Source organism: Ensifer sp., assembly GCF_035999185.1.
Taxonomy (GTDB): Bacteria; Pseudomonadota; Alphaproteobacteria; order Rhizobiales; family Rhizobiaceae; genus Ensifer.
Genome location: NZ_DASYHB010000029.1, coordinates 1 through 25,780 on the forward strand (window position 1 = coordinate 1; position 25,780 = coordinate 25,780).

24 protein-coding genes are annotated in these 25,780 nt (G+C 62.3%); 7 read left to right on the top strand and 17 right to left on the bottom strand.

Annotation, left to right across the window (positions count from 1 at the left end):
* The 3 genes from VGO04_RS02810 to VGO04_RS02820 all read left to right on the top strand — a co-directional run.
* The coding region (locus VGO04_RS02810; RefSeq protein ID WP_327494443.1) for an aromatic amino acid lyase at positions 1-361 on the top strand (361 nt) is incomplete at its 5' end.
* A 14-nt stretch (positions 362-375) separates the two neighbouring features.
* On the top strand, positions 376-2,049 hold the full coding sequence (gene hutU, locus VGO04_RS02815) for a urocanate hydratase (RefSeq protein WP_327494444.1): 1,674 nt from the start codon (positions 376-378) through the stop codon (positions 2,047-2,049).
* Between the two features lie 266 nt (positions 2,050-2,315).
* Positions 2,316-2,954 (top strand): hypothetical protein, encoded by a 639-nt coding sequence (locus VGO04_RS02820; protein ID WP_327494445.1) that lies wholly within the window; start codon positions 2,316-2,318, stop codon positions 2,952-2,954.
* Positions 2,955-2,960: 6 nt separating this feature from the next.
* Here the strand turns inward: VGO04_RS02820 and VGO04_RS02825 are convergent, their stop codons facing one another.
* The 6 genes from VGO04_RS02825 to VGO04_RS02850 form a co-directional block, all read right to left on the bottom strand.
* Positions 2,961-4,178, bottom strand: a complete 1,218-nt coding sequence (locus VGO04_RS02825; protein ID WP_327494446.1) for an MFS transporter — start codon at positions 4,176-4,178, stop codon at positions 2,961-2,963.
* Positions 4,179-4,264: 86 nt separating this feature from the next.
* The gene (locus VGO04_RS02830) at positions 4,265-5,707 is read right to left on the bottom strand and encodes a M81 family metallopeptidase (RefSeq protein ID WP_327494447.1); all 1,443 of its coding nucleotides are present in this window, start codon (positions 5,705-5,707) and stop codon (positions 4,265-4,267) included.
* A gap of 11 nt (positions 5,708-5,718) precedes the next feature.
* Positions 5,719-7,638, bottom strand: a complete 1,920-nt coding sequence (locus VGO04_RS02835; protein ID WP_327494448.1) for a beta-N-acetylhexosaminidase — start codon at positions 7,636-7,638, stop codon at positions 5,719-5,721.
* 22 nt (positions 7,639-7,660) lie between these two features.
* Positions 7,661-8,437, bottom strand: coding sequence for an SDR family oxidoreductase (locus VGO04_RS02840; RefSeq protein WP_327494449.1), 777 nt, complete (start codon positions 8,435-8,437; stop codon positions 7,661-7,663).
* Positions 8,438-8,458: 21 nt separating this feature from the next.
* Complete coding sequence (locus tag VGO04_RS02845; RefSeq protein ID WP_327494450.1) at positions 8,459-9,322, bottom strand: MurR/RpiR family transcriptional regulator; 864 nt, start codon at positions 9,320-9,322, stop codon at positions 8,459-8,461.
* Between the two features lie 22 nt (positions 9,323-9,344).
* Positions 9,345-9,734: a RidA family protein gene (locus VGO04_RS02850; protein WP_327494451.1), complete on the bottom strand. Its 390-nt coding sequence runs from the start codon at positions 9,732-9,734 to the stop codon at positions 9,345-9,347.
* Between the two features lie 113 nt (positions 9,735-9,847).
* Between VGO04_RS02850 and VGO04_RS02855 the strand changes: the two genes are divergently transcribed.
* Both VGO04_RS02855 and VGO04_RS02860 read left to right on the top strand, forming a co-directional pair.
* Positions 9,848-10,339 (top strand): hypothetical protein, encoded by a 492-nt coding sequence (locus VGO04_RS02855; RefSeq protein WP_327494485.1) that lies wholly within the window; start codon positions 9,848-9,850, stop codon positions 10,337-10,339.
* Between the two features lie 31 nt (positions 10,340-10,370).
* Positions 10,371-11,846 (top strand): M81 family metallopeptidase, encoded by a 1,476-nt coding sequence (locus VGO04_RS02860; RefSeq protein ID WP_327494486.1) that lies wholly within the window; start codon positions 10,371-10,373, stop codon positions 11,844-11,846.
* A 188-nt stretch (positions 11,847-12,034) separates the two neighbouring features.
* Here the strand turns inward: VGO04_RS02860 and VGO04_RS02865 are convergent, their stop codons facing one another.
* From VGO04_RS02865 to osmF, 10 genes are all read right to left on the bottom strand, one after another.
* Positions 12,035-13,168: a sn-glycerol-3-phosphate ABC transporter ATP-binding protein UgpC gene (locus VGO04_RS02865; RefSeq protein WP_327494452.1), complete on the bottom strand. Its 1,134-nt coding sequence runs from the start codon at positions 13,166-13,168 to the stop codon at positions 12,035-12,037.
* Between the two features lie 90 nt (positions 13,169-13,258).
* Positions 13,259-14,488, bottom strand: a complete 1,230-nt coding sequence (locus VGO04_RS02870) for an ABC transporter substrate-binding protein (RefSeq protein ID WP_327494453.1) — start codon at positions 14,486-14,488, stop codon at positions 13,259-13,261.
* A gap of 37 nt (positions 14,489-14,525) precedes the next feature.
* Positions 14,526-15,383, bottom strand: coding sequence for a carbohydrate ABC transporter permease (locus VGO04_RS02875; RefSeq protein ID WP_327494454.1), 858 nt, complete (start codon positions 15,381-15,383; stop codon positions 14,526-14,528).
* Positions 15,380-16,264, bottom strand: a complete 885-nt coding sequence (locus VGO04_RS02880; RefSeq protein WP_327494455.1) for a sugar ABC transporter permease — start codon at positions 16,262-16,264, stop codon at positions 15,380-15,382. The genes VGO04_RS02875 and VGO04_RS02880 overlap by 4 nt, the downstream gene beginning before the upstream one ends.
* A gap of 13 nt (positions 16,265-16,277) precedes the next feature.
* A complete protein-coding gene (locus tag VGO04_RS02885; protein WP_327494456.1) occupies positions 16,278-17,435 on the bottom strand; it encodes a Gfo/Idh/MocA family oxidoreductase in 1,158 nt (385 codons plus the stop codon).
* Positions 17,436-17,676: 241 nt separating this feature from the next.
* The gene (locus tag VGO04_RS02890) at positions 17,677-18,489 is read right to left on the bottom strand and encodes a pirin family protein (protein ID WP_327494457.1); all 813 of its coding nucleotides are present in this window, start codon (positions 18,487-18,489) and stop codon (positions 17,677-17,679) included.
* Positions 18,490-18,564: 75 nt separating this feature from the next.
* On the bottom strand, positions 18,565-19,302 hold the full coding sequence (locus VGO04_RS02895; protein WP_327494458.1) for an ABC transporter permease: 738 nt from the start codon (positions 19,300-19,302) through the stop codon (positions 18,565-18,567).
* Positions 19,302-20,240: an ABC transporter ATP-binding protein gene (locus VGO04_RS02900; protein WP_327494459.1), complete on the bottom strand. Its 939-nt coding sequence runs from the start codon at positions 20,238-20,240 to the stop codon at positions 19,302-19,304. Before VGO04_RS02900 ends, VGO04_RS02895 begins: the two co-directional genes overlap by 1 nt.
* Complete coding sequence (locus tag VGO04_RS02905; RefSeq protein ID WP_327494460.1) at positions 20,237-21,457, bottom strand: ABC transporter permease; 1,221 nt, start codon at positions 21,455-21,457, stop codon at positions 20,237-20,239. The genes VGO04_RS02900 and VGO04_RS02905 overlap by 4 nt, the downstream gene beginning before the upstream one ends.
* Before the next feature lie 48 nt (positions 21,458-21,505).
* The gene (gene osmF / locus VGO04_RS02910; protein ID WP_327494461.1) at positions 21,506-22,417 is read right to left on the bottom strand and encodes a glycine betaine ABC transporter substrate-binding protein OsmF; all 912 of its coding nucleotides are present in this window, start codon (positions 22,415-22,417) and stop codon (positions 21,506-21,508) included.
* A gap of 336 nt (positions 22,418-22,753) precedes the next feature.
* Between osmF and VGO04_RS02915 the strand changes: the two genes are divergently transcribed.
* Both VGO04_RS02915 and VGO04_RS02920 read left to right on the top strand, forming a co-directional pair.
* On the top strand, positions 22,754-23,221 hold the full coding sequence (locus VGO04_RS02915; RefSeq protein ID WP_327494462.1) for a DUF4126 domain-containing protein: 468 nt from the start codon (positions 22,754-22,756) through the stop codon (positions 23,219-23,221).
* The gene (locus VGO04_RS02920) at positions 23,218-24,594 is read left to right on the top strand and encodes an FAD-containing oxidoreductase (protein ID WP_327494463.1); all 1,377 of its coding nucleotides are present in this window, start codon (positions 23,218-23,220) and stop codon (positions 24,592-24,594) included. Before VGO04_RS02915 ends, VGO04_RS02920 begins: the two co-directional genes overlap by 4 nt.
* A 30-nt stretch (positions 24,595-24,624) precedes the next feature.
* Here VGO04_RS02920 and VGO04_RS02925 read toward each other — a convergent pair whose 3' ends face one another.
* On the bottom strand, positions 24,625-25,776 hold the full coding sequence (locus VGO04_RS02925) for a M20 aminoacylase family protein (RefSeq protein WP_327494464.1): 1,152 nt from the start codon (positions 25,774-25,776) through the stop codon (positions 24,625-24,627).
* Positions 25,777-25,780 lie beyond the last annotated feature (4 nt).

A 25,780-nucleotide genomic window follows, 5' to 3' on the forward strand; every position in this document is an offset into this window, starting at 1 on the left:
CAAGCAGCGCGCCGCCGCCTGCTCGATCGACTCGACGCCGACCAGCGCCAATCAGGAAGACCACGTCTCGATGGCGGCGCATGCCGCGCGACGCCTCTCCGAGATGGCCGACAATCTCGCCAATATTCTCGGCATCGAACTCCTGGTCGCCGCGCAAGGCATTGAGCTGCGCGCGCCGCTGCAAACCAGCCGCGCCCTGTCGGCCGTCATCGCGCGGCTGCGGGAGCGCGTCCCGCCGCTCGATGCCGATCGCTATATGGCGGACGACCTCGCTGCTGCGGCGGCGCTCGCTGCAAGCGACGACCTTGCCGACGCTGCGCGGCCCGCGCTTGCGCATGATCCTTTCCCACCGCTCCTCTGACCAAGAGACCCGCCATGAACCGCCGCCTCGACAACGCCCGCATCATCAAGAGCCCGCATGGGACTAACTTGAGCGCGAAGAGCTGGTTGACCGAAGCGCCGCTGCGCATGCTGATGAACAACCTCGACCCGAACGTCGCGGAAAACCCGCACGAACTGGTCGTCTATGGCGGCATTGGCCGGGCTGCGCGCACCTGGGCCGATTTCGACAAGATCGTCGAGACGCTCAAGGACCTCAACGACGACGAGACGCTGATGGTGCAGTCCGGAAAGCCGGTCGGCGTCTTCCGCACGCACAAGGACGCGCCACGCGTTCTGATCGCCAACTCCAACCTCGTGCCGCACTGGGCGAACTGGGATCATTTCAACGAGCTGGATAAGAAGGGTCTCGCCATGTACGGCCAGATGACCGCTGGCTCGTGGATCTACATCGGCACGCAGGGCATCGTTCAGGGCACCTACGAGACCTTCGTGGAAGCCGGCCGCCAGCATTACGGCGGCAACCTCAAGGGCAAGTGGGTGCTGACCGGCGGCCTCGGCGGCATGGGCGGCGCCCAGCCGCTCGCAGCGGTCATGGCCGGCGCGTCGTGCCTTGCGGTCGAATGCAACCCGGACTCGATCGATTTCCGCCTGCGCACCCGCTACCTCGACGAAAAGGCCGAGACGCTGGATGAGGCGATGGAAATCATCGCCCGCTGGACCAAGAACGGCGAAGCGAAGTCCGTCGGCCTGCTCGGCAACACCGCCGAAATCCTGCCCGAGATGGTTCGCCGCGGCATCCGCCCCGACATGGTCACCGACCAGACCTCTGCCCACGACCCGGTCAACGGCTACCTGCCGAAGGGCTGGACCATGGCCGAGTGGAAGGCCAAGCGCGAAAGCGACCCGAAGGCCGTCGAAAAGGCAGCGCGCGCCTCGATGCGCGAACATGTCGAAGCGATGATCGCCTTCCAGGACATGGGCATCCCCACCTTCGACTACGGCAACAACATCCGCCAGGTCGCCAAGGAAGAGGGCCTCGAATACGCCTTCGCCTTCCCGGGCTTCGTCCCGGCCTATATCCGTCCGCTGTTTTGCCGCGGCATCGGCCCGTTCCGCTGGGCGGCGCTGTCGGGCGATCCGGAAGACATCTACAAGACTGACGCCAAGGTCAAGGAACTGCTGCCCGACAACAAGCACCTGCACAACTGGCTGGACATGGCGCGCGAGCGCATCTCCTTCCAGGGTCTGCCGGCACGCATCTGCTGGGTCGGCCTCGGCGACCGCCACCGCCTCGGCCTCGCCTTCAACGAGATGGTCAGGAATGGCGAGCTGAAGGCCCCTGTTGTCATCGGCCGTGACCACCTCGACAGCGGTTCGGTCGCCTCGCCGAACCGCGAGACCGAAGCGATGAAGGACGGCTCGGACGCCGTTTCCGACTGGCCGCTCTTGAACGCGCTGCTCAACACCGCATCGGGCGCCACCTGGGTCTCGCTTCATCACGGCGGCGGCGTCGGCATGGGCTTCTCGCAGCACTCGGGCGTCGTCATCTGCGCCGACGGTACCGATGATGCGGCCAAGCGCCTGGAGCGGGTGCTCTGGAACGACCCGGCAACTGGTGTCATGCGCCACGCCGATGCGGGCTACGACATCGCGCTCGAATGCGCCAAGGAAAAGGGGCTGCGCCTGCCGGGCATTCTCGGCAACTGATCCGCTCTCGACCGACATCTCAAGGACATACTGATTGGGGCGCCGAAAGGCGCCCCAATCACTTTTTGATGAGACTAGCGTCAGGACTGCGTCTTCCTCGCTCCGGCGCCTTGCAGCTGTTGATAGCAATGCTAGAAAAATCGAGATGCCATCGCATTGCCGGCGACCCGTTGCGGAACATCTTTGCTCGCTCAGCAAGCGCTGGTTTTTTATGAGAAAGCTTCATGCACTAGGGCAGGTACGGGAGAAGAACCATTAGACATCTTATGTTTGCCACCGGGCTTCTTGCGAGCGTCTTTGTTGCCTCGTCTGCGGTCGCTCAAAACGTGAGTTTCTTCGGCCCAGTTCGCAATGGAGAACGGCATTTTACCGCCTTCCCGGAATTTGTCGGCGTCGGAATGAGCCAAGGGGAGACCAAGAAGAGGGACGTCGTCTTCTCTACAATTCAAATGATCGCCATGGCCGCCGGAATTGAGACCAAGGCCCAACCGGGGCTCGGAAGAAACACCATCGGCGTGATCTTCAGAAAGGACGTCGTCAAGAATGGCCGGGTCGACGTCAGCAAGATTGAAGATTTCGGCTTCGACCCCTACTACGAGCGGCTGCTGAACGATACTGCGGCAACTGGCGTGCCAAATTGCGCTTCCGCCGTGAACTATTCCGCCGAAGGGCGATTTGACCGAGCTGTCATCGTTGCAAACAGCGATGTCCCCGATCAGGAATTGGCGACCTGCGTGGCGCAGGCCCAGGCGCACGCTCTGGGGATCGCCACGTTCACCTCCAGCAAAGCCGACTTTTCGCGCTTCTTCGCGAGGATCATGATCCTCGCCGATCAAAAGAAGAAATGTCTCCAGGACAACCAGACCAAACTCACCTGCAGTTTTGTCGACGAGCCCTGGGACTAAGCCCATCTAGCGACGGATCTTACCCTTCCCTGTTCTATCGCCATCAAGCGCCAACAGCAGCAACAGGCCGGCAAATCCCCCGACACCGCCGAGCAGCGCCGTTCCTGAATAATCACTGAGCCGAGTGCCGAGTGCAAAAAGCCCGGCGCAAAGGCCGCCGCTTAAAAACAGGTTCACCGCGATCAGCGAGCTTCCCAAGCCCGGCCGATCGGCGATCAGTTCCTGAAGGTAGCTGATGGGGATGGTGATCAATGCCGCTGCACCAAAGGCGCTGATCAGCGTGAGGGCGTAGATCTGCCACGTCGCCGTCGAAAACCCGAGTAGCACCATGTAGCCGATGTAGATGGCCGTCCCCAATGCCAGCGCCTTGAACGGCACCAAGCTCATCTGGATGCGCGCCCAGACGAAGATGAAGACGACTTCGAGGAAGGCGACGATGCCGACGATGATGCCGATGTCGGTAACGCTGCCGCCGATCTCGTCGGTCATGATCAAGGGCAGAACCGCGGCATTGACATGCAGCGTCGATGTGATGGTGGCGACCGCTATCACCCTGAAGAAGATGCGCGGTGCCAGGATCTCCCGAAACGACGTCCAGTAGGAAAGCCGCTTGCCGAGCGAAGCGTCGGCCCCGCCTTCGTTGGGCAGTCGAAAATAGACGATCAACAGATTGGCGAGGCAACCAAGGCAGGCGAGCAGATAGGCGGGCAGCATGCTTTCGCCACCCGCCAGCGCGAAGCCGACCAAGCCAGGTACCAGAACCCAGGACACCGATATCGCCGCGCGCGCGCCCGTCGTCAGCGATGCCGCGTCATGCCCGCTCATGCGGCGCGCGATGCTGCGAACATTGGCGAAAAGCAGCGTGTAGAGCGCACCGTAGATCGGCAGGAACACCAGGACACTGACGACGAAGCTCGCCTGGTAAGGCAATACATAGACAATGCCGTAACCGACAACGCCGAACAGGATCGCCGTCGACATCAACAGCCGATAGTTGCCGACACGATCGGCCAGGATGCCGATCGAGACGCTGACGATGACATTGACCGTGGAGGCAAGCAGGATCAGCAGCGAATAGACGGCGTCGCTCAGGCCCAGTTCGTTGATGCCGACGACGGATTGGTAAGGAGATGTGGCAGCACCGGCAAAGCCGAAGAGAAAGATCGCCAGCATGCTGATCCGCATGCCTGGGTTGCGCATGGCGCTGAGAAGGGTCGAAGTCATGGTAAAAGGCGGCCACAAAGTGGAGGAAAGCGGGGAAGGAGAAAGCCCGCCCGATGCCGGGCGGGGTAAAATAGAAATGCCAAGTTTCAGTCGTGGTCCGACCAGCGCGCGGACAAGCGGGCGACGGGTTCGAAAGCAAAGTCCGGGTCGAAGGGGAAGGTCGGCCGTTGCCGACGTTGGCTGGCAAGGCCGGCGATATCCTGATTGACGACACCTTCCGTCAGCGCCATCAGGTTGGGATTGGCGATCGGCGCCAGTTCGGGCGAAAGGTAGCCCGACTTGACGACGAGCAGCCGCACCGCCTGCGGATCGAGGCCAAGCCGACGGAAATCCTCGATATTGTGGTAGGGCCTGCGCCGCGCGGCAATGACGATATCGATGGCGCCGACGCGAACCACGGCCTGCCGTTCCTTCACCGCTCCCGGATCGTCCAGCCTGACGATCCCCACCAACATCTCGGCGGCTGGGCTTGCCGGGTCGAGGCTGCCTCCGATCTTCAGCATCAGGGTATCGCCGACGCTGGCCGCAAAACACGCCTCGACCGCCGGTCGATCCGTTATGCCGGCAATCAGTGCGCCGCGCCAACCGCGAGCCAGGAGCGCCTTCAGCACATCGGCCCGGTCGCCGACGCCGCCGCCCGTCGGATTGTCACCGGAATCGGCAAGAATGATCGGCGCCGTTGTCGCCCGTTCGGCGATATCCAGCATTTCGTTGAGCGGCCCTGTGACCGGGCCGAAACGGAAGTTGCGCCGTTCGCGCCAGTATCCGGCAGCGATTTCCTCCGCCGCCTGTTTGGCTGCGATCCTGTCCGAACCAGTGACCACGGCGCAGGATGTCGCCCGCGGCTCGTCGGCCCAGACGTAACCCACCATCAGATTGGCGTCGAGAATGCCCGGCCGCTTGTCGATCTCAGGCAACTGCGCATAGAGCGCCTTTGCCGGTTCATCCTCGGTGGACGTGCATTCTCCGGGCAGAAGCACGGGCACCGGGGCCCAGGCGACGCCCGGACGCGTCCCGTCGCGCAACGCTGCGACGAGCATCGACCAGGCGCGCGTCATCGTTTCCGGCGTATCGATATGCGGCGCAGTCCGGTAGGCAGCAAAGATGTCGAGCTGATCGATGATCCTCTGGCTGACGTTGCCGTGCAGATCGTAGCTTGCGGCAATCGGGCAATCTGGCCCGACGACCGCGCGGGCGGCCGATATCCAGTCGCCTTCTGCATCGTCCATCCCATCGACCTTGATCGCGCCATGCATGGCGAGGTAGAGCCCGTCGATCGGCAGGGCGCCACGGAGCAATGCCAGGAATTCCGCCTTGAAAGCGTCGTAAGTTGCGCGAGACACGGGACCGCCGGGAACGGCGCGCGCATGCAGCAACGGGAGATGCTCGACGCCTTCGGCCTTCATGAAGCTGAAATAGTCTGCGTCCAGCAACGTTTGTCCGCGCAGCACGCGAAAGTCCTCTTCCGTCATGAGGACGGGCGAATAGGTGCTGCATTCGGTGTGGATGCCACCAACGGCAATGCGCATGAGCGGTTCTCTCAAAGATTGGGGCTGAGCGGGGCGATCGCTGCGAAACGCAGCCAGTCCTTTTCCGCCTTCGGCGTCCAGGCGGCTTCCGCAATTGCCGGCAGTCGCGGGAAGACGAGATGGTTGAAGTAGTCGCGCGAAAGGAAATGCTCACACCAGATGCAAGCCTGGATGCCTCTGAGGCGCGGTTTCAGGGCATCGGGGAAATCGCCCTCGGCCTCGTAACCATAGGTATGAGCCGGTGTCGCCGTGCCGGCCCAGCTTGCACCGGGCTCCTGCCAGGCATCGGCCTGCGCCATATCAAGGTAGTAGGCCTGTCCTGGGGTCATCACCACGTCATAGCCTTCGCGTGCCAGCTCGATGCCGGCCTCCGGGCGCTCCCAGGCCATCAGCAACGTGTCGACCGTTGACACGCCGCCGCCATGCGCCACTTCGTTCCAGCCGGCCAGCTTGCGTCCGCGCGCCGTCAGCATCGCCTTTATGCGCCTGAGGAAGTATGACTGCAGCGCAAATGTACCGGAAATGCCTTCCCGTTCCATCAGCTTCTTGGCCAGTGGCGAGGCGAGCCACGAACCGTTGGCGACCTCGTCGCCACCTATGTGGATGTATTCGCTTGGGAAGAGCTCGACCATCTCGTCGAACACCTTCTCGAGAAACTCATAGGTAAACGCAACGGCCGGGTTGAGCGCATTGTTCGGATAACCCTGGACCGAATGATAGCTCTCCGGCGCTTCCTGGCCGTCGGTCAGGTCCGGCAGCGCGACGAGCGTGGCCGTCGAATGACCGGGAATGTCGATCTCCGGCACGACATCGACATGAAGTGCTGCTGCCCGTGCGACGATCGCCTTGACGTCCGCCTGACTGTAGAAGCCGCCGACCGGTTCTGCGCCGTTGCCGAGTTGCGGCAAGAGTGGCTCGTCCGGGCCACGCAGGACGCCGAGCGTCGTCAAGGCCGGGAAAGCCCTGATTTCCAGGCGCCAGGCCTCGTCGTCCGACAGGTGCCAGTGGAAGACGTTCATCTTGAACCAGGCGAGAATGTCGATCAGTCGGGCCACATCGGCAGCCGGATAGAACTGGCGCGATACGTCAAGATGGCAACCGCGCCAACCATAGCGCGGCGCATCCGAGATCGTGCCGCTCTCGGGAAAGCGGAACGTGCCGGGATGCTTGCGCGCGCCATCCAGGAGTTGGACGAGGCTCGTCAGGCCGTATTGCCGACCGGCGCTGCCACCGAAACCTAGGCGGATCTCGGTCGCCGAAAAATCGAGGCGATAGCCGTCACTCGGCAGGGACTTGTCCGAGGTGAACACGACCGGGCGTCCCTGGGCGGAAGCAGACAGGCTGAAGGGTGCGTGCGCGGCAGGAAACAGCCGATGGAACATCGCAAGGACGGTGTCGATCGCTGCGATCGCTTCGCGATCGGTGCCGTGTGCCGGATAGAGAACCACGGGAAAGCCCTGCCCTGGGCGAAGCGCAAGTGTCGCCGGCCAGGGTTGCAGCGCGTAGGGCTGGTCGAGTTTGCCCTCCGGCAGCCGCTGAGGTGGCGGCTCGCTGACGGCGTTTTCCAGCAGCAGGTCGGAAACCGCGACCGGCACATGCCGGCCATCGCCAAGTGTCAGATAGGCGGACTTCGCACCGTCGGTGCAATGGCGCGCGTTGCGATGCAGGCCGCTGACCGTGAAGACCCAGCTTTCTCCGTTTTCGATCATCAGGCCCGCAGGCGGCGCGAATTCGTGAAAATTGGCATTGCGCCGCAGGAAGACCGCATTCTCGCAAGCCTTGGGATCGATGACGCGTGTCAGCGAGGTATAGGCAATCGTGAAACCCGACAACGGGCCACCGGAGAAATTGTAGAGCGTGAAGGTAAACCGCCCGAACGGCCCGCCGTCCGGCTGCCAGGAGGCCTCGAGACGATAGGAAACCGGATGCATGCACGTCCTCCGAATGCTGATGTCAGTAATGGCTCGATTGTGAGAATGTCCGCGCCAGCTCCGCCTGCCCGGCGGTGAGGCCGCAATCGACCGGCAGGCAGACGCCCGATATCGCAGCGGCGAGCGGCCCCGCCAGGAAATGCACGGCATTGGCCACATCGTCCGGGTTGACGATCCGCTGCAGCGGATACCAACGGCGCGCCTCCTCGAAGACCTCAGGATTTACCGCAGCCCTCGCCTCCCAGGCCTGGGTCCGCACCGTGCCGGGCGCCACCGCGTTCGATCGGATGCCGAACTTGCCGTACTCGACCGCGATAAGGCGGGTCAGATGCAAAAGCCCCGCCTTTGCCGCGCTATAGGCCGGATGCCCGAAGACGTTCATACCGTTGACCGAGGCGATGTTGACCACCGATCCGCGTGTCTCTTTCAACATGTCCTCGACTGCACGAAAGGTGAGAAACGCCGCTTCGAGGTTCAGCGCATTGTCCATGCGCCAGATCTCGGGCGTCGTGTCCTGCAGGCTGACGGCGCGGGCAGCACCCGCATTGTTGACGAGCGTGCGAACCGCGCCTCCGCCCTTCGCAGCTGCCGCCATCGCCGCGACACTCTCGGCATTGGTCACGTCGCACGGCGTGGCGATGAAACGCGGGCCGCCGCCAAGTTCGCGCGCCGCCCGTTCCGCCGCCTCCGCATCGATGTCCACGAGCAGGATAACATCATGATCGTCGGACAGGCGCCGGGCGATGGCACGGCCGATATCACCGGCTGCACCGGTTACGATCGCAAGCGATTGCGTCATGGGCGGACCTTTCGCGGCACGTCAGTCTCCGAGCAACTGGCGATCGTCACCGTCGCGGTGTGTCACCAGCTGCTGCTTGATGCGCCGAAGTGTTGTGGTCGCCTGCGGCTGCACGCGGTAAGCGACGAGGCTGGAGAGGATATCGAGCAAAGCCAGATAGGCGATGCGGGTGGAGGTGGGACGGTAGATATTGTTGCCTTCGGGCAAATCGACCGGAACCGTGATGCTGGCGGCAGCTGCAACCGGGCTGCCGCTCTGCGTCAATGCGATGGTCGGCACCTTCAATTCGCGCGCCAGCGTGAAGGCGCGTACGAGCTCGGCGTTGCGACCGGAAAAGGACGAGCCGATGAGCACGTCCGTCGGCCGTGCCGCCGCCGCCATCATCAGCTGCATGCTGTGGTCTGAACTGGCGGTAATGCGCAGGCCGTAGCGAAAGAGCCGGTTCTGCAGCTCGCCGGCGATCATCGAGGAATTGCCGCCGGAACCAAAGGCGTAGATCATTTCCGCTGCAGCAATGCGCTCGACCGCCTGCTCGATCGCCGCAAGATCGAGCGATCGATGCAGCAGGAACAGCGCGTTCTGCGACTTGGTGATGATGTCCTGGGCGACATCGCCGGTTTCGCGGCTTTTCGGCTCCGGCTTGAGGTAACGCATGCCGATATAGGCCGTGCGGGCGAGCTGCACCTTGAAGTCGGAGAAGCTGTCGCAACCGAGCCGGCGACAGAAGCGGGTGACGGTCGGCGGAGACACGTCCGCCTTGCTCGCGAGCTCGATGATGGAGGCGTTTACCGCGAACTCGAAGTCATTCAGCAGAATATCGGCAATCCGGTTTTCCGATTGGGAGAGCCGCCCTTTTTCTTCCTGCAGTGTCGCGAAGATGTCCATCGCCCGCTTACGCCTTGCTTGATCAGCCTTCCTTCGGCTTGTAGGCGACGCAGTCGATCTCAACCTTGCAATCGACCATCATCGACGACTGGACACAGGCCCGCGCCGGCGGATGTGCACCGAAATACTCCTGGTAGATCTTGTTGAATGTCCAGAAATCACGCGGGTCGTCGAGCCAGACGCCGCAACGAACCACATGTTCCGGACCGTACCCGGCCTCCGTGAGAATGGCCAGCACATTGGCGATCGTCTTATGCGTCTGCGGGATGATCCCACCTTCGATGATCTCGCCGTTTTCCATGGCGACCTGCCCGGAGACATAGAGCCAACCGTCGGCCTCGACTGCACGTGCGAAGGGCAAGGGCTTGCCGCCAGCACCGACTTGCACAGTACCGTATCTCTTGATGGTCATGTCCGCCTTCGTGCAAATTATTTTCTTCGATCGTTGACAAGTGACCATAGAAAGCGGAATTTGACCAGCGAAAAACACCGTTCATGAAAAGAATTTCAATCCAGGGCGAGAATATGCGGGATCCCTTCCTCAACCCATTCCCCTCCTCCGACGTCGCACGTCATTCGATCTGGGAGATGCTTGTCTCGCGCGACATCACCGCTTTTCTGGCTGCGGACTGGTCGATGGTGTCAGGCGATTTCGTCGAGGAGGGCTTCATCGGCATCGACGGCCGCCGCGAAACCAATCCGGACAATTGGCGGCTGACGTTCCCGTCGCTTGCCGCCTATCGCGACGAGTGGCTGCGCCAGGCGAACGACTTCGCGAAGGAGAGCTTCGCCGAAGATCCGCGCAACGCGATCTTCACGACGACGACGCTCGAAGACATCGAGATCAACGGCGACCAGGCGCTCGCGCGCAAGAAGTTCGACGGAAGCCTCAAGAAGTCGGACGGCAGTGTCGACGTCCTGAAATGGCAGACCGTCTATTACTGCCGCTTCCATCAAGGGCGCTGGAAGATTGCCGGTTTCACCGGTTACCTGCCGAACCCGATGGGCGCGGCCTAAGCGCGACGCGGCACAGAAAAAGGCAATGGCATTGCGGATCTTCACAGCGGCGCTCGCGACCGAAACCAATACCTTCTCACCGATCTGCATCGACCGCCGGGCGTTCGAAGCCTCGCTCTATGCGCCTCCCGGACAACACCCGGAAACACCGACGCTCTGCACCGCGCCGATCACGGTCGGCCGCGGCGTCTGCGCAGAGAAGGGCTGGACGCTGATCGAGGGCACCGCGACCTGGGCCGACCCGGCCGGCCTCGTCAACCGAGAGACCTATGAGAGCCTGCGCGACGAAATCCTCGGTCAGTTGCGGGCAGCCATGCCCGTCGACGCCGTGGTTCTCGGTCTGCATGGAGCCATGGTCGCCGACGGTTACGAAGACCCGGAAGGTGACCTGCTCTCGCGCGTTCGCGAGATCGTCGGGCCTGATATCCTCGTCTGCGCCGAACTTGACCCCCACAGCCACCTGACGGCCAAGCGTGCGGCAGCGTCGAACTTTTTCGTCTACTTCAAAGAGTTTCCGCACACCGATTTCGTCGATCGTGCCGAGGATCTCTGGCGGATTGTTGTCGCGACACTCGAGGGCCGGGCAAATCCGGTGATGTCGATCTTTGACTGTCGGATGATCGACGTCTACCCGACCTCGCGTGAGCCGATGCGGTCCTTCGTCGACAAGCTGATGCGGATCGAGAAGGAAGATCAGGACGTCCTTTCGCTCTCCGTCATCCATGGATTCATGGCGGGCGATGTGCCGGAAATGGGCACGAAGCTTCTTGCCGTCACCAACGGCAAGCCGGAAAAGGGCGCAAGCCTGGCGCGTGAGCTGGGGCTCGAGCTTTTCTCCCATCGCGGAACCTTCATCATGCCGCAGATCGACGAGAAGGAAGCCGTTTCCCAGGCGCTCGCTGCATCGAAGGGTCCTGTCGTGATCGCCGATGTCTGGGACAATCCAGGCGGCGGCACGGCCGGCGACGCGACGGTTCTGCTTGAGGAACTGCTGGCGCGGGGCGCAACCGACGTCGCCGTTGGCACGATCTGGGATCCGATGGCCGTGCAGATCTGCATGGCAGCTGGCGAAGGGGCCGAGATCCCGCTGCGCTTCGGCGCCAAGTCGGCGCCCGGAACCGGTAATCCGGTCGATGGAACGGTCAAGGTGGTCAAGCTCGTACGTGACGCCGAAATGCGTTTCGGCGAGAGTTTCGCGCCTTTCGGCGATGCCGCTCACATCCACCTCAATGGCATCGACATTATCCTCAATTCCACCCGCGCGCAGAGCTTCGATCCGAGCCTATTTTCGGTGATGGGCATCGACCCGACAGCCATGAAGATCCTGGTCATCAAGTCGACGAATCACTTCTACGCATCGTTCTCGAAGATCGCGTCTGAGATCCTCTATTGTTCGGCCGGAACGCCCTACCCGAACAACCCGGCAAGGACCGACTACAAGCGGGCCCGCAAGGATATTTGGCCCAAGGTCGCCAATCCGCACGAAACGGAAAAGGGCGCGGCCTGATCCGTTTCTACGGAGCCGCGCGTCTTTCTCAGGCACGCAAAGGTCGCTGTCGCTCTACGAATACAAGAAACGTGCAGTCGCGTGCAGACACCGCGCTTCGCCGGTGCTGCGACGGTCTCAAGACTAAAAATGAATGGACCGCCATCTCGTCAAGGACAGCGGTCCATTTCCTTTTCTGAACGCCGCAATCAGGCCGCAGCCGGATCCAGCACGCCCATGTCGATGTCGGTCAGTTCGACCCGGCGCTCGAGCGCAAGACCGGCCTCGTCAAAGAGGTGGCAATCGGCAGCGCGAATGCCGGTCTGCACCGTCTCTTCCGGCCGGATGGCCGCGGTGCCTGGCAACATGGCGCAGAAATTCTCGCCCTCACCGCCGACCGCCGCATAGGCGACCGTGTGAGCGCCGAGGCGCTCGATCACCGTTGGCGTCACCTTGAGGGCAAGATCGGCGGTGCCGAGCACAATGTGCTCCGGCCGCACCCCCAGCGTCAGCGTCCGTCCGACGAGGTTGCCCCGCGGCGTGACGGGGATGACTGCGGTCTGCCCCTTGTAATCCACCTCAACCCCTGCATCGCTGACCGCTTTGCAGGTGACCGGCAGGAAGTTCATCTTCGGATTGCCGATAAAGCCGGCAACGAAGGTGTTGGCAGGCTTGTGATAGAGCTCCAGCGGCGCGCCGGTCTGGGCAATCTCACCGGCATTGAGCACGACGATCCGGTCCGCCATCGTCATCGCCTCGACCTGGTCGTGCGTGACGTAGATCATCGTTGCCTTCAATTGCCGGTGCAGTTTCGCCAGTTCGATGCGCATGTCCGCTCTGAGGGCCGCATCAAGGTTCGACAGCGGCTCGTCGAAGAGAAAGATCTTCGGCTCGCGCACGATCGCTCGCCCGATCGCGACACGCTGGCGTTGGCCGCCGGACAACATGCCCGGCTTCTGCTGCAAGCGTTGGTCCAGGTGCAGGATGCGCGCGGCATGCTCCACCTTTGCCTTCAGCTTGTCCTCCGCCATCTTTTCCACCCGAAGCGGAAAGGCGATGTTCTCGAAGACGGTCATGTGCGGGTAGAGCGCGTAGGACTGGAAGACCATGGCGATGCCGCGCTTGACCGGCGGCAGATCGTTGACGCGCTTGTTCTCAATCAGGATGTCCCCCGAGCTGGTCTCATCGAGGCCGGCTATCATCCTGAGCAAGGTCGACTTGCCGCAACCGGAGGGTCCGACGAAAACGACGAACTCACCGTTCTTGACTTCGAGATCGATGCCTTTCAGCACCTCGAACGTCCCGTAGAATTTCTGAACCTTGTTGAGATTGAGCTGTCCCAAGAAACTGTCTCCGGCCACCGGCGAGAAGCGGCTCATTTATAGCAAAACAAAGTAGGGGCCGCGAACCCTAAAGCCCGCGGCCCGATGGCTTTACTTGAATTCTTCGAGGTCGCCAGCGGCCTTCTTCAGGGCATCCGCCGGCTCGGCCTTGCCGGTCACGACCGACTGGACCATCTCGATGATGACGTTCTGGAAGCCCTTGTAGTCGGTGAAGAGCGGCTCCGGACCACCATAGGTGATGCCGTCGATGAACGGCTTCCAATAGGGATCCTTCTTGACGAATTCGTCGACCATCGGCGACGGACGCAGCGGCGTCAGACCGGCGCCGCCCTGGAGTTCATATTCGCCTTGCGGACCCGGCGAGGTGATGAACTTCGCGAACTCGATTGCCTTCTCCTCGACGCCCGAACCCTTGAAGATCGCCAGGCTGTCGGTGATGAGCAGCGTGCCCTCGCCCTTGGCTTCCGGGCCGAGCGGCAGCGGCGCAACGCCCCAGTTGACCTTGGTTTCCTTCAGGCGCGTCGCCGCACCCGAACCAGCCTGAATCATGCCGACCTTGCCATCGAGGAAGATGGCGCGGATTTCGTTCTGCTCGTAGGCAGTGGCGCCTTCGACCGAGTAGGGCGTGATGTCCTTGTAGGCCTGGAGAGCTGCAAGCACCTGCGGGCTGTCGATAACGATCTTGTCGCCGTCGATGACCTTGCCGTTGTTGGTGTACACCCAGTGCATGAACTGGTGCATCGTGTTGTCGAAGGTCTTGGCCGGCAGGCCGTAACCGGCAATACCGGTCTTTTCCTTGATAGCCTTGGCGAACTCGATTTCTTCGGCCCAGGTCTTCGGCGGCGTCTCGGGGTCAAGGCCAGCCTGCTTGAACAGGTCCTTGTTCCAGTACAGCGCCTTGGTGGAGAACGCGATCGGAACGCCCCACTGGTTGTTGTCGAAGGTTACGGTATCGACGATGTTCGGATAGTAGGTCTTCTTTTCGTCGTCCGTCATCGGCACCGGAACGATAAGGTCGTTCTGGGCGAATTCCTTCAGCGTGCGCGAGCCGACATAGGCCATGGCGACCGGTGTTCCGGCGGCAGCAAGCGTTGTGGCCTTGTCCTGGCACTGGGCCCAGCCGACGACTTCCGGGGTTACCTTCCAGCCCGGGTTTTTCTCTTCCCACTGCTTGATGTACTTCTCGTGCACCGCATCCATGGTGTCGCCGCAATAGATCCAGCTGATCTCCTGATCAGCCGCCTTGGCGGTCACTGCGCCGAGCGCGGTCGAGCCGAGCAGGGCAAGGGCGAGTACCCCCGTCTTGAATTGGATAGACACTTTTTAAGCTCCCGTTCTCTGGTGGTTGACTTAAGTCTTATTGTTTCACCGCGCCCGCGGTCAGCCCGCTGACGAGATAGCGTTGCAAGAGGAAGATCACGACGACGGCCGGCGCAATGCCGACGAAGCTTGCGGCCATCAGCTCGTTCCAGACCACTTCCTGGCGTCCGAAATAGGCGAAGAGGCCGACCGGCAGCGGCATGTACTCACTCTTGGAATTGAAGGTCAGCGCGTAGATGAACTGCTGGGCATAGGCGCCGATGAAGGTGGTGATCGCCACCACGGTGATACCAGGCATGGCGATCGGCAGGATCACCCGGCGCAGCGTGTAGAAGTGGCTGGCTCCGTCGACGAAGGCTGCCTCGTCCAGTTCACGCGGGATACGCATCATGTAAGTGCGCAACAGCCAGATCGCCGAGGGGATCAGGAAGGCGACACCCGGCACGATCATCGCAAGATAGGTGTTGAGCACGCCGAAGGTGCGCATCAGCCGGAACAGCGGTATGAGCAGCACCGCGCCCGAAAACATGTTGACGGCCAGGAACGCGCCGAGAAGAACGCCGGCGCCGCGGAAGTTGAAGCGGGCGAAAGCGTAAGCGGCGGGAATGACCAGCACCAGCACGATGGCCGTGACGATGGTGGAGATGAAGAAGGAATTGAAGATGTAGCGGGCAAAACCCGGCACGCTTTCCCACATCGTGAAGTAGGCGGTGAAGGAGCCGTTTTCCGGCCAGAAGCGATAGGGCGAGGAGAACAAAAGCCCGAGCGGCTTCAGCGACACCAGGAACCCTTCGACGAAGGGCGCGAGGATGAAACACAGGAAAAGGAAGATGCCGGCATAGATGCCCACAAGTTCGTACCAGCGGTAGCGATTGATCAGCGCAGGCTGGCTCATTTCTGTTCCCCCTGAGAAAGGCGGCTTGTGACCCGGAAATAGGCAAAGCAGAAGATCGACAGGAAGATGCAGATCAGCACCGCACGCGCCGCCCCTTCGCCATACTTCTTCGACCCGATCGCGGTGCGATAGGTATCGATGATCATCGTGGTCGTCTCGCCGTTGGGGCCGCCCTGGGTGAGAATCCAGATGATGTCGAAGGAGTTGAAGGTCGCGATCAGCGACAGCATCGACATGGTGATCAGCGACGGCACGAGCAGCGGCAACGTGATGCGGCGGAAGCGGTAGAAACGACCCGCCCCGTCGGTCCAGGCGGCCTCGTAGAGATCCTGCGGGATCGCCTGCATGGCCGCTAGCATGTAGAGCGTCACCAGCGGCACGCCAATCCAGACGTCGGTGATGATCGTCGCCCAGAACGCGGTCTCGCCGCGGGCAAGGAAGGCGACCGGTCCATCGACGACGCCGAGGTTTTGCAGCACGCCGGAGATCATGCCGAACTGGCCGTTGTACATCCAGCCCCACATGAAGATGCCGATGGCCATCGGCACGATCCATGGCGGCATGGTGAGCAGGCGGAAAAGCGCCCGGCCGGGCACGGCCGCGTTCAGCATGGTCGCGCCGAACACGCCGATGATCATCTTGATCGACACCGAGAAGAACGTCCAGATGAAGGTCCGGAAGATGACCTCGGCAAAGGTCTCGTTGAAGATCTTGTCGTAGTTGGTCCAGCCGACCCAGTTGGTCGTCTTCTTCAGCGACGCGTCCGTAAACGACAGGATGAACGTATCGACCAGCGGATAGGCGACGATCACCGTGACGTAAAGGACAGCGGGAAGAAGCAGGATCCAGGCGAAGATGACCGTGCTGCGTTGAACACTCATCCCTCGCCTCCCCTTACGCCGCGCGGGAATGCAGGGCTTCGTCGAAACGGTCCCAGATGGGCCTAAGGTCGATGACGCTCTTCTTGCGTCGTGCCTCGTCCATCGAGAGCGCCAGGATACCTGCCTCCAACGCATCAAGCGTCGATACCGGCAACGGCCTGCCGTCGCGGACATGGCCGATGATATCGGTCGCCATCTGCTCGTCGGCGCCGTAATGCTGCGACAGTTCCGTGGCAGCGTACTTGTTCTCGACGACCTTCTTGCCGGTCAGCATTTCGTGCACGTCGAAGTAGCCGCGGATGAAATCGCCCTCGGCCATGCCGCGCGACCCCATGATGCAGAAGCGGCGGAACTGGTCCGGCACGTTGAGATTGGTGTGGAAGTTCATGCCGACGCCGTTGGCGTATTCGACGATCGCCACCTGGTAGTCGATGATGTCGCCGTCGCTGTCGAAGACCTTGTCGGAACCCATCCATCCGCTCGGCTTGCGGTGGAAGAGTTCGAGATCGTTGATGCCTTCGCGCGCCGGATCGTTGGCGGGAATAAAGCTCTTGCGGCCGCCGAAGCTTGCGACCCGTTCCGGCCGGGCACCGACGACACCATTGTAGAGATCGAGGTCGTGGCAGCATTTCTCCAGCATGAAGCTGCCGGAGTAGCGCTCGTAGCGACGCCAGTCGCGCATGAAAAAGGCGCCGTGATAGGGCTCGATATGCTCCGAAGCCTCGATCGAAACGACCTGGCCGAGCTTGCCTTCGGCAAGGGCTGCGCGCAGGTCGCGGTACATCGGCGCGTAACGCAGCACGAGACCGACCATCAATCGCTCGTGGCCGAACTTCGCCATCAGGCCAGCGAGTTCCAGGCTTTCCTGGACCGTCGTAACGATCGGCTTTTCGCTGAAGACCTTGAGGCCCGCCTCGAGACCGGTACGGATATGGTCGAGGTGCATATGGTTGGGCGAGCCGATCATCAAGAGATCGAGCTTCTCGTTGGCGATCAGTTCCTCGGGCGTCGCATAGGCCTTGCCGGCAGAGATGCCTTTTTCCGTGAGCGTGGGCAATCCGGCCGGATTCGGATCAACATAACCCGCAATCTCGAAGCTCTCGTCCATGGCTTTGAAGACATAGCCGAGATAACCCAAACGGAATCCGAGTCCGATGATGCCGACTTTCATGCTCGCACTGTTCCCTTGCCTTTTGGCGTAATTTATTTTCGCAGACTGGGACAGTTTTTTCAGGCCGTCAACTCAAATCCGCATATTTTGTAAAACTGTGAAATTCATTTTCATGAAGAAGGCAAATGCTGAGAAAGCAGGCATTTTACGGACAACCAAGAAGGGTGCCATTGCCGCAACTCTACAGCAGGAGGAAAGCGGTCCAGACCACTTCACGTTGCGTGAGAGGCTGCTGATCCAGTCAACCTTGTCCGCGCAGGCGATTGCGCCAGGCGAGCAGCCGCAGCAACGGCCTGGCAAGAAGGGGCGGTGGGATCTTCGGATGGTCCCCGATCGTGCCTTGCCGCACCACCCGCGCGTGCGGGTCAATCAGAAACGCGACGATCAGCGAAGCAGCGAAGGCACGGAGTTCCAGGGCGGCGTCAGACACATAAAGCCCCTGATCTCCCGCGCCGAACCTGATGCCTCCAGCATCGACTCCGCCCGAAAAGACATGGAAATAGAGATGCCGCCCCTCGGCCCGGGGAAACGCCAAGTGCGCCCCGGCTTCGACCCGGAGGTCGAACACGTCTACAGCGTTGCGCATGAAAAACGGCGCGGTGCCGCCTTCCGGGCCGACAAGATGGCGCCACTGATTGACAGGCACCGTGACGATCGGACCGTGCTGGATGTTCGGCGGAAGGTCGGGGGCCGACGGGCGCACGAGTATCTGCAGCATCCGCAATGGCGGATCGCTCGGCAAAGTCTCTTCCGAATGCCAAAAGCTCTGTCCGGCATTCATCACCATCAGGTGTGCGCTATCGGTGATCAAGCGACCGGTCGCACGGTCATCGTGGCGCATGACCCCGTCAGGCACCCAGGACAGGATTTCATCGTTTCGGTGCTCGTGCATGGCGACCAACCGGCCCGGATCCAGCATCGTCTCCGCAACCATTGCCAGCGGCCCGTAGCCATGGTCGCGCGGCCACGGCAGCAGCCAGCCGGGCATGTTCAGCCTAACCCTGAACCCGCCCATATCCCTGACAACAGGGCTCTTTGCGCCGCGATAAAGCATGGGCCATCCTAGCACGCGTTATCGTCGTTTGGCGCCATCGCCGCGGCATTTGTCGCTGCCGGCTTTCTCGGACGCCTAGCGGCCCATTCGAACGGCGAGCCTTCTCTCGACCGCCTGCAGCGCGTCGTGCAGCAACACGGCAAGAACAGCGACGATCAGTCCGCCCTGAACGACAAAGGCGAGATTGTTGGATTGCAGCCCGGCGATGATGACTTCGCCCAGGGTCTTCGCCGCGACCGTCGATCCGATCGTCGCCGTTGCGAGGCTGATGACGATCGACAGCCTGATACCGGCGAGGATCACGGGCATGGCAAGCGGCAGCTCGACCCTGACGAGGCGCTGGGCACCCGTCATGCCCGCGCCGCGCGCCGCCTCCATCACCGAGGGCGGCAAAGTCGTCAGCCCCGTCAAGGCATTCTCGAAAATCGGCAGCAGGCCGTAGAGGAACAGCGCGATCAAAGTCGGCTTTTCGCCAAAGCCGAAGATGGGAACGGCAAGGGCGAGCACCGCAACCGGCGGGAAGGTCTGGCCGATGTTCACCAGGCTGCGCGACAGCGGCAGGAACTCCGCGCCCGACGCGCGCGTCACGAGAATGGCAAGGGCCAGAGCCACAACCGTGGCGGCCGCCGTCGCAATGGCAACGGTGCGCAGATGCAGGAGCGTCAGCTGCAGCAGGCTGCCCTGGTTATAGATAACCGGCGCATTATCCTGGACGAGCGGCCGCAGCACCGGCTCGAACCAATGGGGCTGGAGCAGAAAAGCCATCAGCACGACGAAGGCCGCGAGGCGAAGAAGAACAGGCAGTTTCAGCATCACGTCGGCCCGGCCGCCCGTCGCGCCAACCCTTCGAGGCTGATCTTTCCTATGATTGCACCGTCGGGGCCGGCGACCGGCAAAGCGTTGCGGCCGGACCACAGCAGCGCGGCGAGCGCCTCCCTTTGGGTAAGCGCGCTCGATATCGGTGCCCCCTCGGCCGCACCCGGCTCCACGGCACCTGCGACCGGCGCGATCGCCAACAGGCGATACGGCCGCTCGCCCGCCCCGATCAGGCTTTCAACGAAGGGCGTCGCGGGCTGCCGCAGCATCTCTGTCGGCGTGGCGTATTGCACAAGCTTGCCCTTGTCCATGACCGCGATGTGATCGGCGAGCTGAAAGGCTTCCTCCATATCGTGGGTGACGAGAATGATCGTCGTCTCGAAGTGCTTCTGGATCGCGAGCAGATCGTCCTGTGCCTTGGCGCGGATGATCGGATCAAGCGCCCCGAAGGGTTCGTCCATCAGCAGGACCTTCGGCTCGGCGGCGAGCGCACGGGCGACCCCGACCCGCTGTTGCTGGCCGCCCGAAAGCTCGTGTGGAAAGCGCGGGCCAAACGATGCCGGATCGAGTTGGAAGAGGTTCAGGAGTTCTGTCACCTTGGCGTCGATACGCGACCGCTCCCAACCGAGCAGCGTTGGCACCGTCGCAATGTTCTGGGCGACGGTGCGGTGCGGGAACAGGCCGTGGCCCTGGATGGCGTAGCCGATGCGTCGGCGCAGCTCGTAACCCGGCAACGAACGATTGTCCTCGCCGTCGAGGCGGATCGCTCCGGACGTCGGCTCCACCAGCCGGTTGACCATGCGCAGCAGCGTCGTCTTGCCGGAGCCGGAGGTGCCGACGATCACGGTAACCGTGCGTGGCGCGATCGTCAGACTGACGTCGTCGACAACGGCGGTTTCGCCATAGCGCTTGGTGATGTTCTCGATCTCGATCATGCGGCCTCTGCCTGTCTGTTGTTGGGCCTGGCCATCTCGATCAGGGCGTCGAGCACGATGGCTGCGGCAAAGGCGAGCACGACGGTCGGCACAGCACCGAGCAGCACCAGATCCATCGCGGTCTGGCCCACCCCTTGAAAGACGAAGACGCCGAAGCCGCCGCCGCCGATGAGCGCTGCGATGGTGGCAAGACCGATGTTCTGGACGAGAACGATGCGGATGCCGGTGAGGATCACCGGGAAGGCCAGCGGAAACTCGACACCAACCAACCGCTGCCAGTCGGTCATCCCGATGCCGCGAGCCGCGTCGTTTGCATCCCTCGGAACGCCGGCAAGGCCGACGACGGTATTGGCAACCACCGGCAGCAGCGAATAGAGGAAGAGGGCAACAAAAGCGGGCGCGACGCCGATGCCGCGAATGCCGATCGCAGCCGCACCCGGAACGTTGACGGCGATCCAGCCGAGCGGTGCGATGAGAATGCCGAAAAGCGCAATCGACGGGATCGTCTGGACGGCGTTGAGGACGCCAAGCAAGCCGTCGCGCACACGAGCCACCCGGTGGCACAGGATGCCGAGCGGCAGGCCGACGATCGTCGCAGCGGCGAGCGAACCGAGCGCCAGCGTCACGTGCTTGCGGGCTTCGGCCCAAAACGTATCGGCACGACCAGCATATTCCCTAAGGATCGACAGTTCGTCCCAGGCGCCGAAGAAAAGGATGACGCCGGCAAAGGCAAGCACGGCGGCAAGCACGCCGATGCGCACGGAAGGTGTTGGGCGCAACCGCGTCAGGGCGTCGGCGGCGAGAAGACCAAAGGCAAAGAGCATGATCCAGAAGCCGGAGGCCGGCGAGATGCGGGCATAACTGTTGCCTTCGGGCGTAAGGAACCCGGCAGCAACGCCGATCGCGAGCGCCAGAACGGCCAGCGCCGCGAAGGCCGCCGCAAGGCGCAGAGCGACCGGGGACCGCAAAGCGGCGACTGCGATAGCGGCCAGGACGACAAGCAGCAGGCCCGCGCTCCAAATCTGCGGGAGCGACTCGACGATTGTCTTTGCCTCACCGGCGACAATGCGATTGGCGCGAAACGTCGCGAACGGCGCTATAAACGCGCCACCGAGCGCCAAGGCCGCAACAATCGCTCCGAGCTTGTCAAAGCGGAGTCCGTTCAAACTGCATACCCTCCCCGCCTGTGCCGGCGCGTTCCCGGCACCTGCAGGCATAGGCCGGGAGCGCTGGCCATCGGACCAGCGCCCCGGTTATCCGTCAACCTATTTCAGAAAGCCGTTCTTCTTCAGGAAATCCTCGGCGACAGCCTTGGCCGGCTCGCCGCCGACCTGGACACGGCCGTTCAGATCCTGGAGCGTGACGAGATCGAGCTTTTCGAACACCGGCTTCAGCAGTTCCTCGATCTGCGGATTCTCCTTCAGCACCGCTTCGCGGATGATCGGGGCAGGCTGGTAGACCGGCTGCACCGACTTGTCGTCTTCGAGCACCACGAGACCGGAGGGCGCGATGCCGCCGTCGGTGCCATAGACCATCGCCGCGTTGGCGCCGTTCGTCTGGTTGGCCGCAGCCGCAATGGTCGCCGCCGTATCACCGCCGGAAAGCGTGATGAGCTGGTCCTGCTTCAGCGTGAAGCCGTAGGTGGTCTGGAACGCCGGAAGGGCGGCGGCCGAGTTGACGAATTCGGACGACGCCGCAAGCACGACCTTGCCACCGCCAGCAACATATTTGCCGAAATCGCTCAGCGTCTTCAGCTTGTTTTCGTCCGCCACATCCTTGCGCAGGCCGATCGCCCAGGTGTTGTTGGCCGGCGACGGCGTCAGCCAGACGATCTTGTTGGCGTCGTAGTCGAGCTTCTTGGCCGCTTCGTAACCCTTGGCAGCATCCTTCCAGACCGGGTCATCAGCCTTCTCAAAGAAGAAGGCGGCATTTCCGGTATATTCCGGGTAGATGTCGATCTCGCCGGCGGCGATCGCCTTGCGCACGACCGGCGTCGCGCCGAGCTGGACGCGATCGACCGTCTTGATGTTGTTGGCGTTGAGCACGGCAAGAATGATGTTGCCAAGCACGCCGCCTTCGGTGTCGATCTTCGAGGAGACGACCACGTCGGCACTCGCCGCAGCAGCAGTCAGTGTAAAGGCAAAGGCAGTTCCGATAAGCAGTCTAGTCAAGCGCATGAGTTTCTCCCTCGAAATTCGCTCCGCAAGTTTGATCACGGAAAATCCGCCGCGTCCGGGCAAGCCATTCCATATATGTCAGCCCCCAGCGAAAAATAGGGTTGCACCTAGAGACTGCAGCAGGCGAATATTTTCCTACATCGACAAACACGATCGAAAGCATAGACTACCGTTTATTGCGGTAGCTGATTGGGCGTTGCAATCGACGGCATTGTCGGCCACTCTGATCGCGGCCCGCCAGAAACATCCGCTTTCACTCTTGGTTGCGATGCCGCTCGACCCGAACCGCTTGGGGGCTGGTGGCTTGGGTTCGCCCGGCGAACGTTCGGGGACACGATGTCGATCTATTTTCTCACGCTCATTATCGGCGTGGTCGCTGGCCTTCGGGCGATGACCGCCCCTGCCGCGGTCAGTATTGCGGCCGCCGCCGGCTGGTTGCCGCTTGGCACCACCTGGGCAGCCTTCATGGGATTTCGCTTCACGCCTTACATCTTTGGCCTTCTGGCCCTGGTTGAGTTTGTCACCGACCAATTGCCGAGCACACCGAGCCGAAAGGTGCCGCAACAGTTCGGCGCCCGCGTCGTCAGCGGCGCCTTCTGCGGCGCCGCGCTCGGATTGACCGGACATGCTATGCTGCAAGGATTGGTCGCCGGCGTCATCGGTGCGGTTATCGGCACGCTCGGCGGCTATGAAGCCCGCAAGCGCCTCGTCGCGGCCACCGGCGGAAAGGACCTGCCGATTGCGCTTCTCGAGGATGTCGTTGCCGTTCTCCTCGCACTTTGGGTGGTGTCCTCCGTGTCATGACAAAACATTTCGACGCGATCATCATTGGGTCCGGCCAGGCCGGCCCTTCGCTTGCCGGCCGGCTGACGGATGCAGGCAAGACCGTTGCCTTCGTCGAGCGCAAGCACTTCGGCGGCACCTGCGTCAACACCGGTTGCATGCCGACCAAAGCGATGGTCGCCAGTGCCTATGCCGCGCATCTGGCGCGTCGTGGTGAAGATTTCGGCGTCTCTACCGGGCCCGTCTCCATCGATTTTGCCCGCGTCATGGCACGCAAGGACACGGTGCGGTTCACCTCGCGCAAGAACATCGAAAACTGGCTGAAGGGAATGCAGAACATCACGGTCTTCGAGGGCCATGCACGGTTCGAAGGCCCGCATGAGGTGCGCATCGGCGGCGACCTCATTTCGGCAGACCAGATCTTCCTGAATGTCGGCGGTCGCGCTGCAACACCGGATTTTCCCGGGGTGGCGGACGTACCCTACCTCACCAATGTCTCGATCATGGATCTCGACGCCCTGCCCCGCCACCTGATCGTCGTCGGCGGCAGCTACATCGGGCTCGAATTCGCGCAGATGTTCCGCCGCTTCGGCTCCGAGGTGACAGTGATCGAAAAAGGACCGCGCCTGATAGGCCGCGAGGATGCTGACGTCTCCGACGCGATCCTCGCGATCCTCGAAAAAGAAGGCATAAATTTCCGGCTCAACGCCGAGTGCATCCGCTTTGCCAAGCGCGGCGACGACGTTATCGCCGGCGTGGACTGCACCGCGGGGACGCCCGAGATCGTCGGCTCCCATCTGCTGCTGGCGACCGGTCGCCGACCGAACACCGATGATCTCGATCTCGACCGCGCCGGCGTCAAGACCGACGGCCGCGGCTATGTCGAGGTCGACGAAACGCTCAGGACCAATGTCCCGCACATCTTTGCCATGGGAGATTGCAACGGTCGCGGCGCCTTTACCCACACCGCCTACAACGACTTCGAGATCATCGCGGCAAACCTGCTCGACGGTGGAACCAGGAAGGTCAGCGATCGCATTTCGACCTACGGCCTCTTCATCGACCCGCCGCTTGGCCGCGCCGGCATGACGGAGACGGAAGCGCGGAAATCAGGGCGCAAGCTTATGATCGGCACCAGACCGATGAGCCGTGTCGGCCGCGCCGTCGAAAAGGGCGAGACCGAGGGGTTCATGAAGGTGATCGTCGACGCCGACAGCAAGGAGATCCTCGGCGCCTCGATCCTCGGGACCGGCGGCGACGAGGCCGTGCAGAGCATCCTCGATGTGATGTATGCCGGGAAACCCTACACGACGATCACCCATGCAGTGCACATCCATCCGACCGTGTCGGAGCTTATCCCGACGGTGTTTGGTGACCTGCACCCGGCCACCTGAGCGGCCGGGTCGATCCGATTCCGGTCCGATTTAGACCAGTGCGGCGCGCGCGAGATTGTAGAAATAGGTCGCGCCGCGCTCGAGGATGTCGTCGTTGAAGTCGTAGCGGGTGGTATGCAGTCCCGAGCTGTCGCCGTTACCGATCAGCACATAGGCGCCGGGCACTTTCTCCAGCAGGAAGGAAAAGTCCTCGCTGCCCATCAGCGGCTCCGGCAATTCGACATAGGCATCGGCGCCAAATGTCTCGGCGATCACGGAACGCGCGTCGTCTATCGCCTCGGTATCATTGATCGTCGCGGGATAGCCGACCTGCCAGTCGAACGTGGCCTCGGCATTGTAGCTTTCCGCCTGCAGGCGGGCGATCTGTTCGACCCGCTCCTGCAACTGCTTGCGAACCGTCGGATCCATCGCGCGCATGCTGATTTCGAGCACCGCCGTATCGGGGATGATGTTGGAGGCAGAGCCCGCCTGGAACGAGCCGACCGTCAGCACCGACGGCTGGTGCGGAGAAATGTTGCGCGAGACCAACGTCTGCAACGCCATCACCACGCTGGAACCGACGACAACAGGATCGACCGTCAGTTCCGGCTGCGCGCCATGCCCGCCCTTGCCCTTGATGGTCAGCGTCAGCACGTCGATCGACGCGGCGATCGCACCGGCGCGGCTGGAGAATTGGCCAACCGGCAGGCCCGGCCAGTTGTGCAACGCGTAGACCCGTTCGCAGGGGAACCGTTCGAACAGACCGTCCTCGATCATCAGCTTGCCGCCGCCGAAATTCTCCTCGGCCGGCTGGAAGATGAGATGCACCGTGCCGTTGAAGCTTTCGTCCTTCGACAGCGCCCAGGCGGCGCCGAGCAGCATGCTGGTGTGGCCGTCGTGACCGCAGGCATGCATCGCGCCCGGATGCTTGCTCTGATAGGCAAGCCCGGTTTCTTCCTGCATCGGCAGCGCGTCCATGTCGGCGCGAAAGCCGATGGCGCGGTTGCTGTTGCCGCGCTTCAGCGTCGCGACGATGCCCGTCGTCGCAAGGCCGCGCGTGACCTCGAAACCCCAGGACTGCAGCAGACCTGCGACATAGTCCGAGGTCTTCACTTCGGACAGGCCGATCTCGGGCATTTCGTGCAGGGTGTGGCGGATATTGACGAGTTCCGGCAGGAACTCAGAAAAACTGGCATCGCGCATTTCG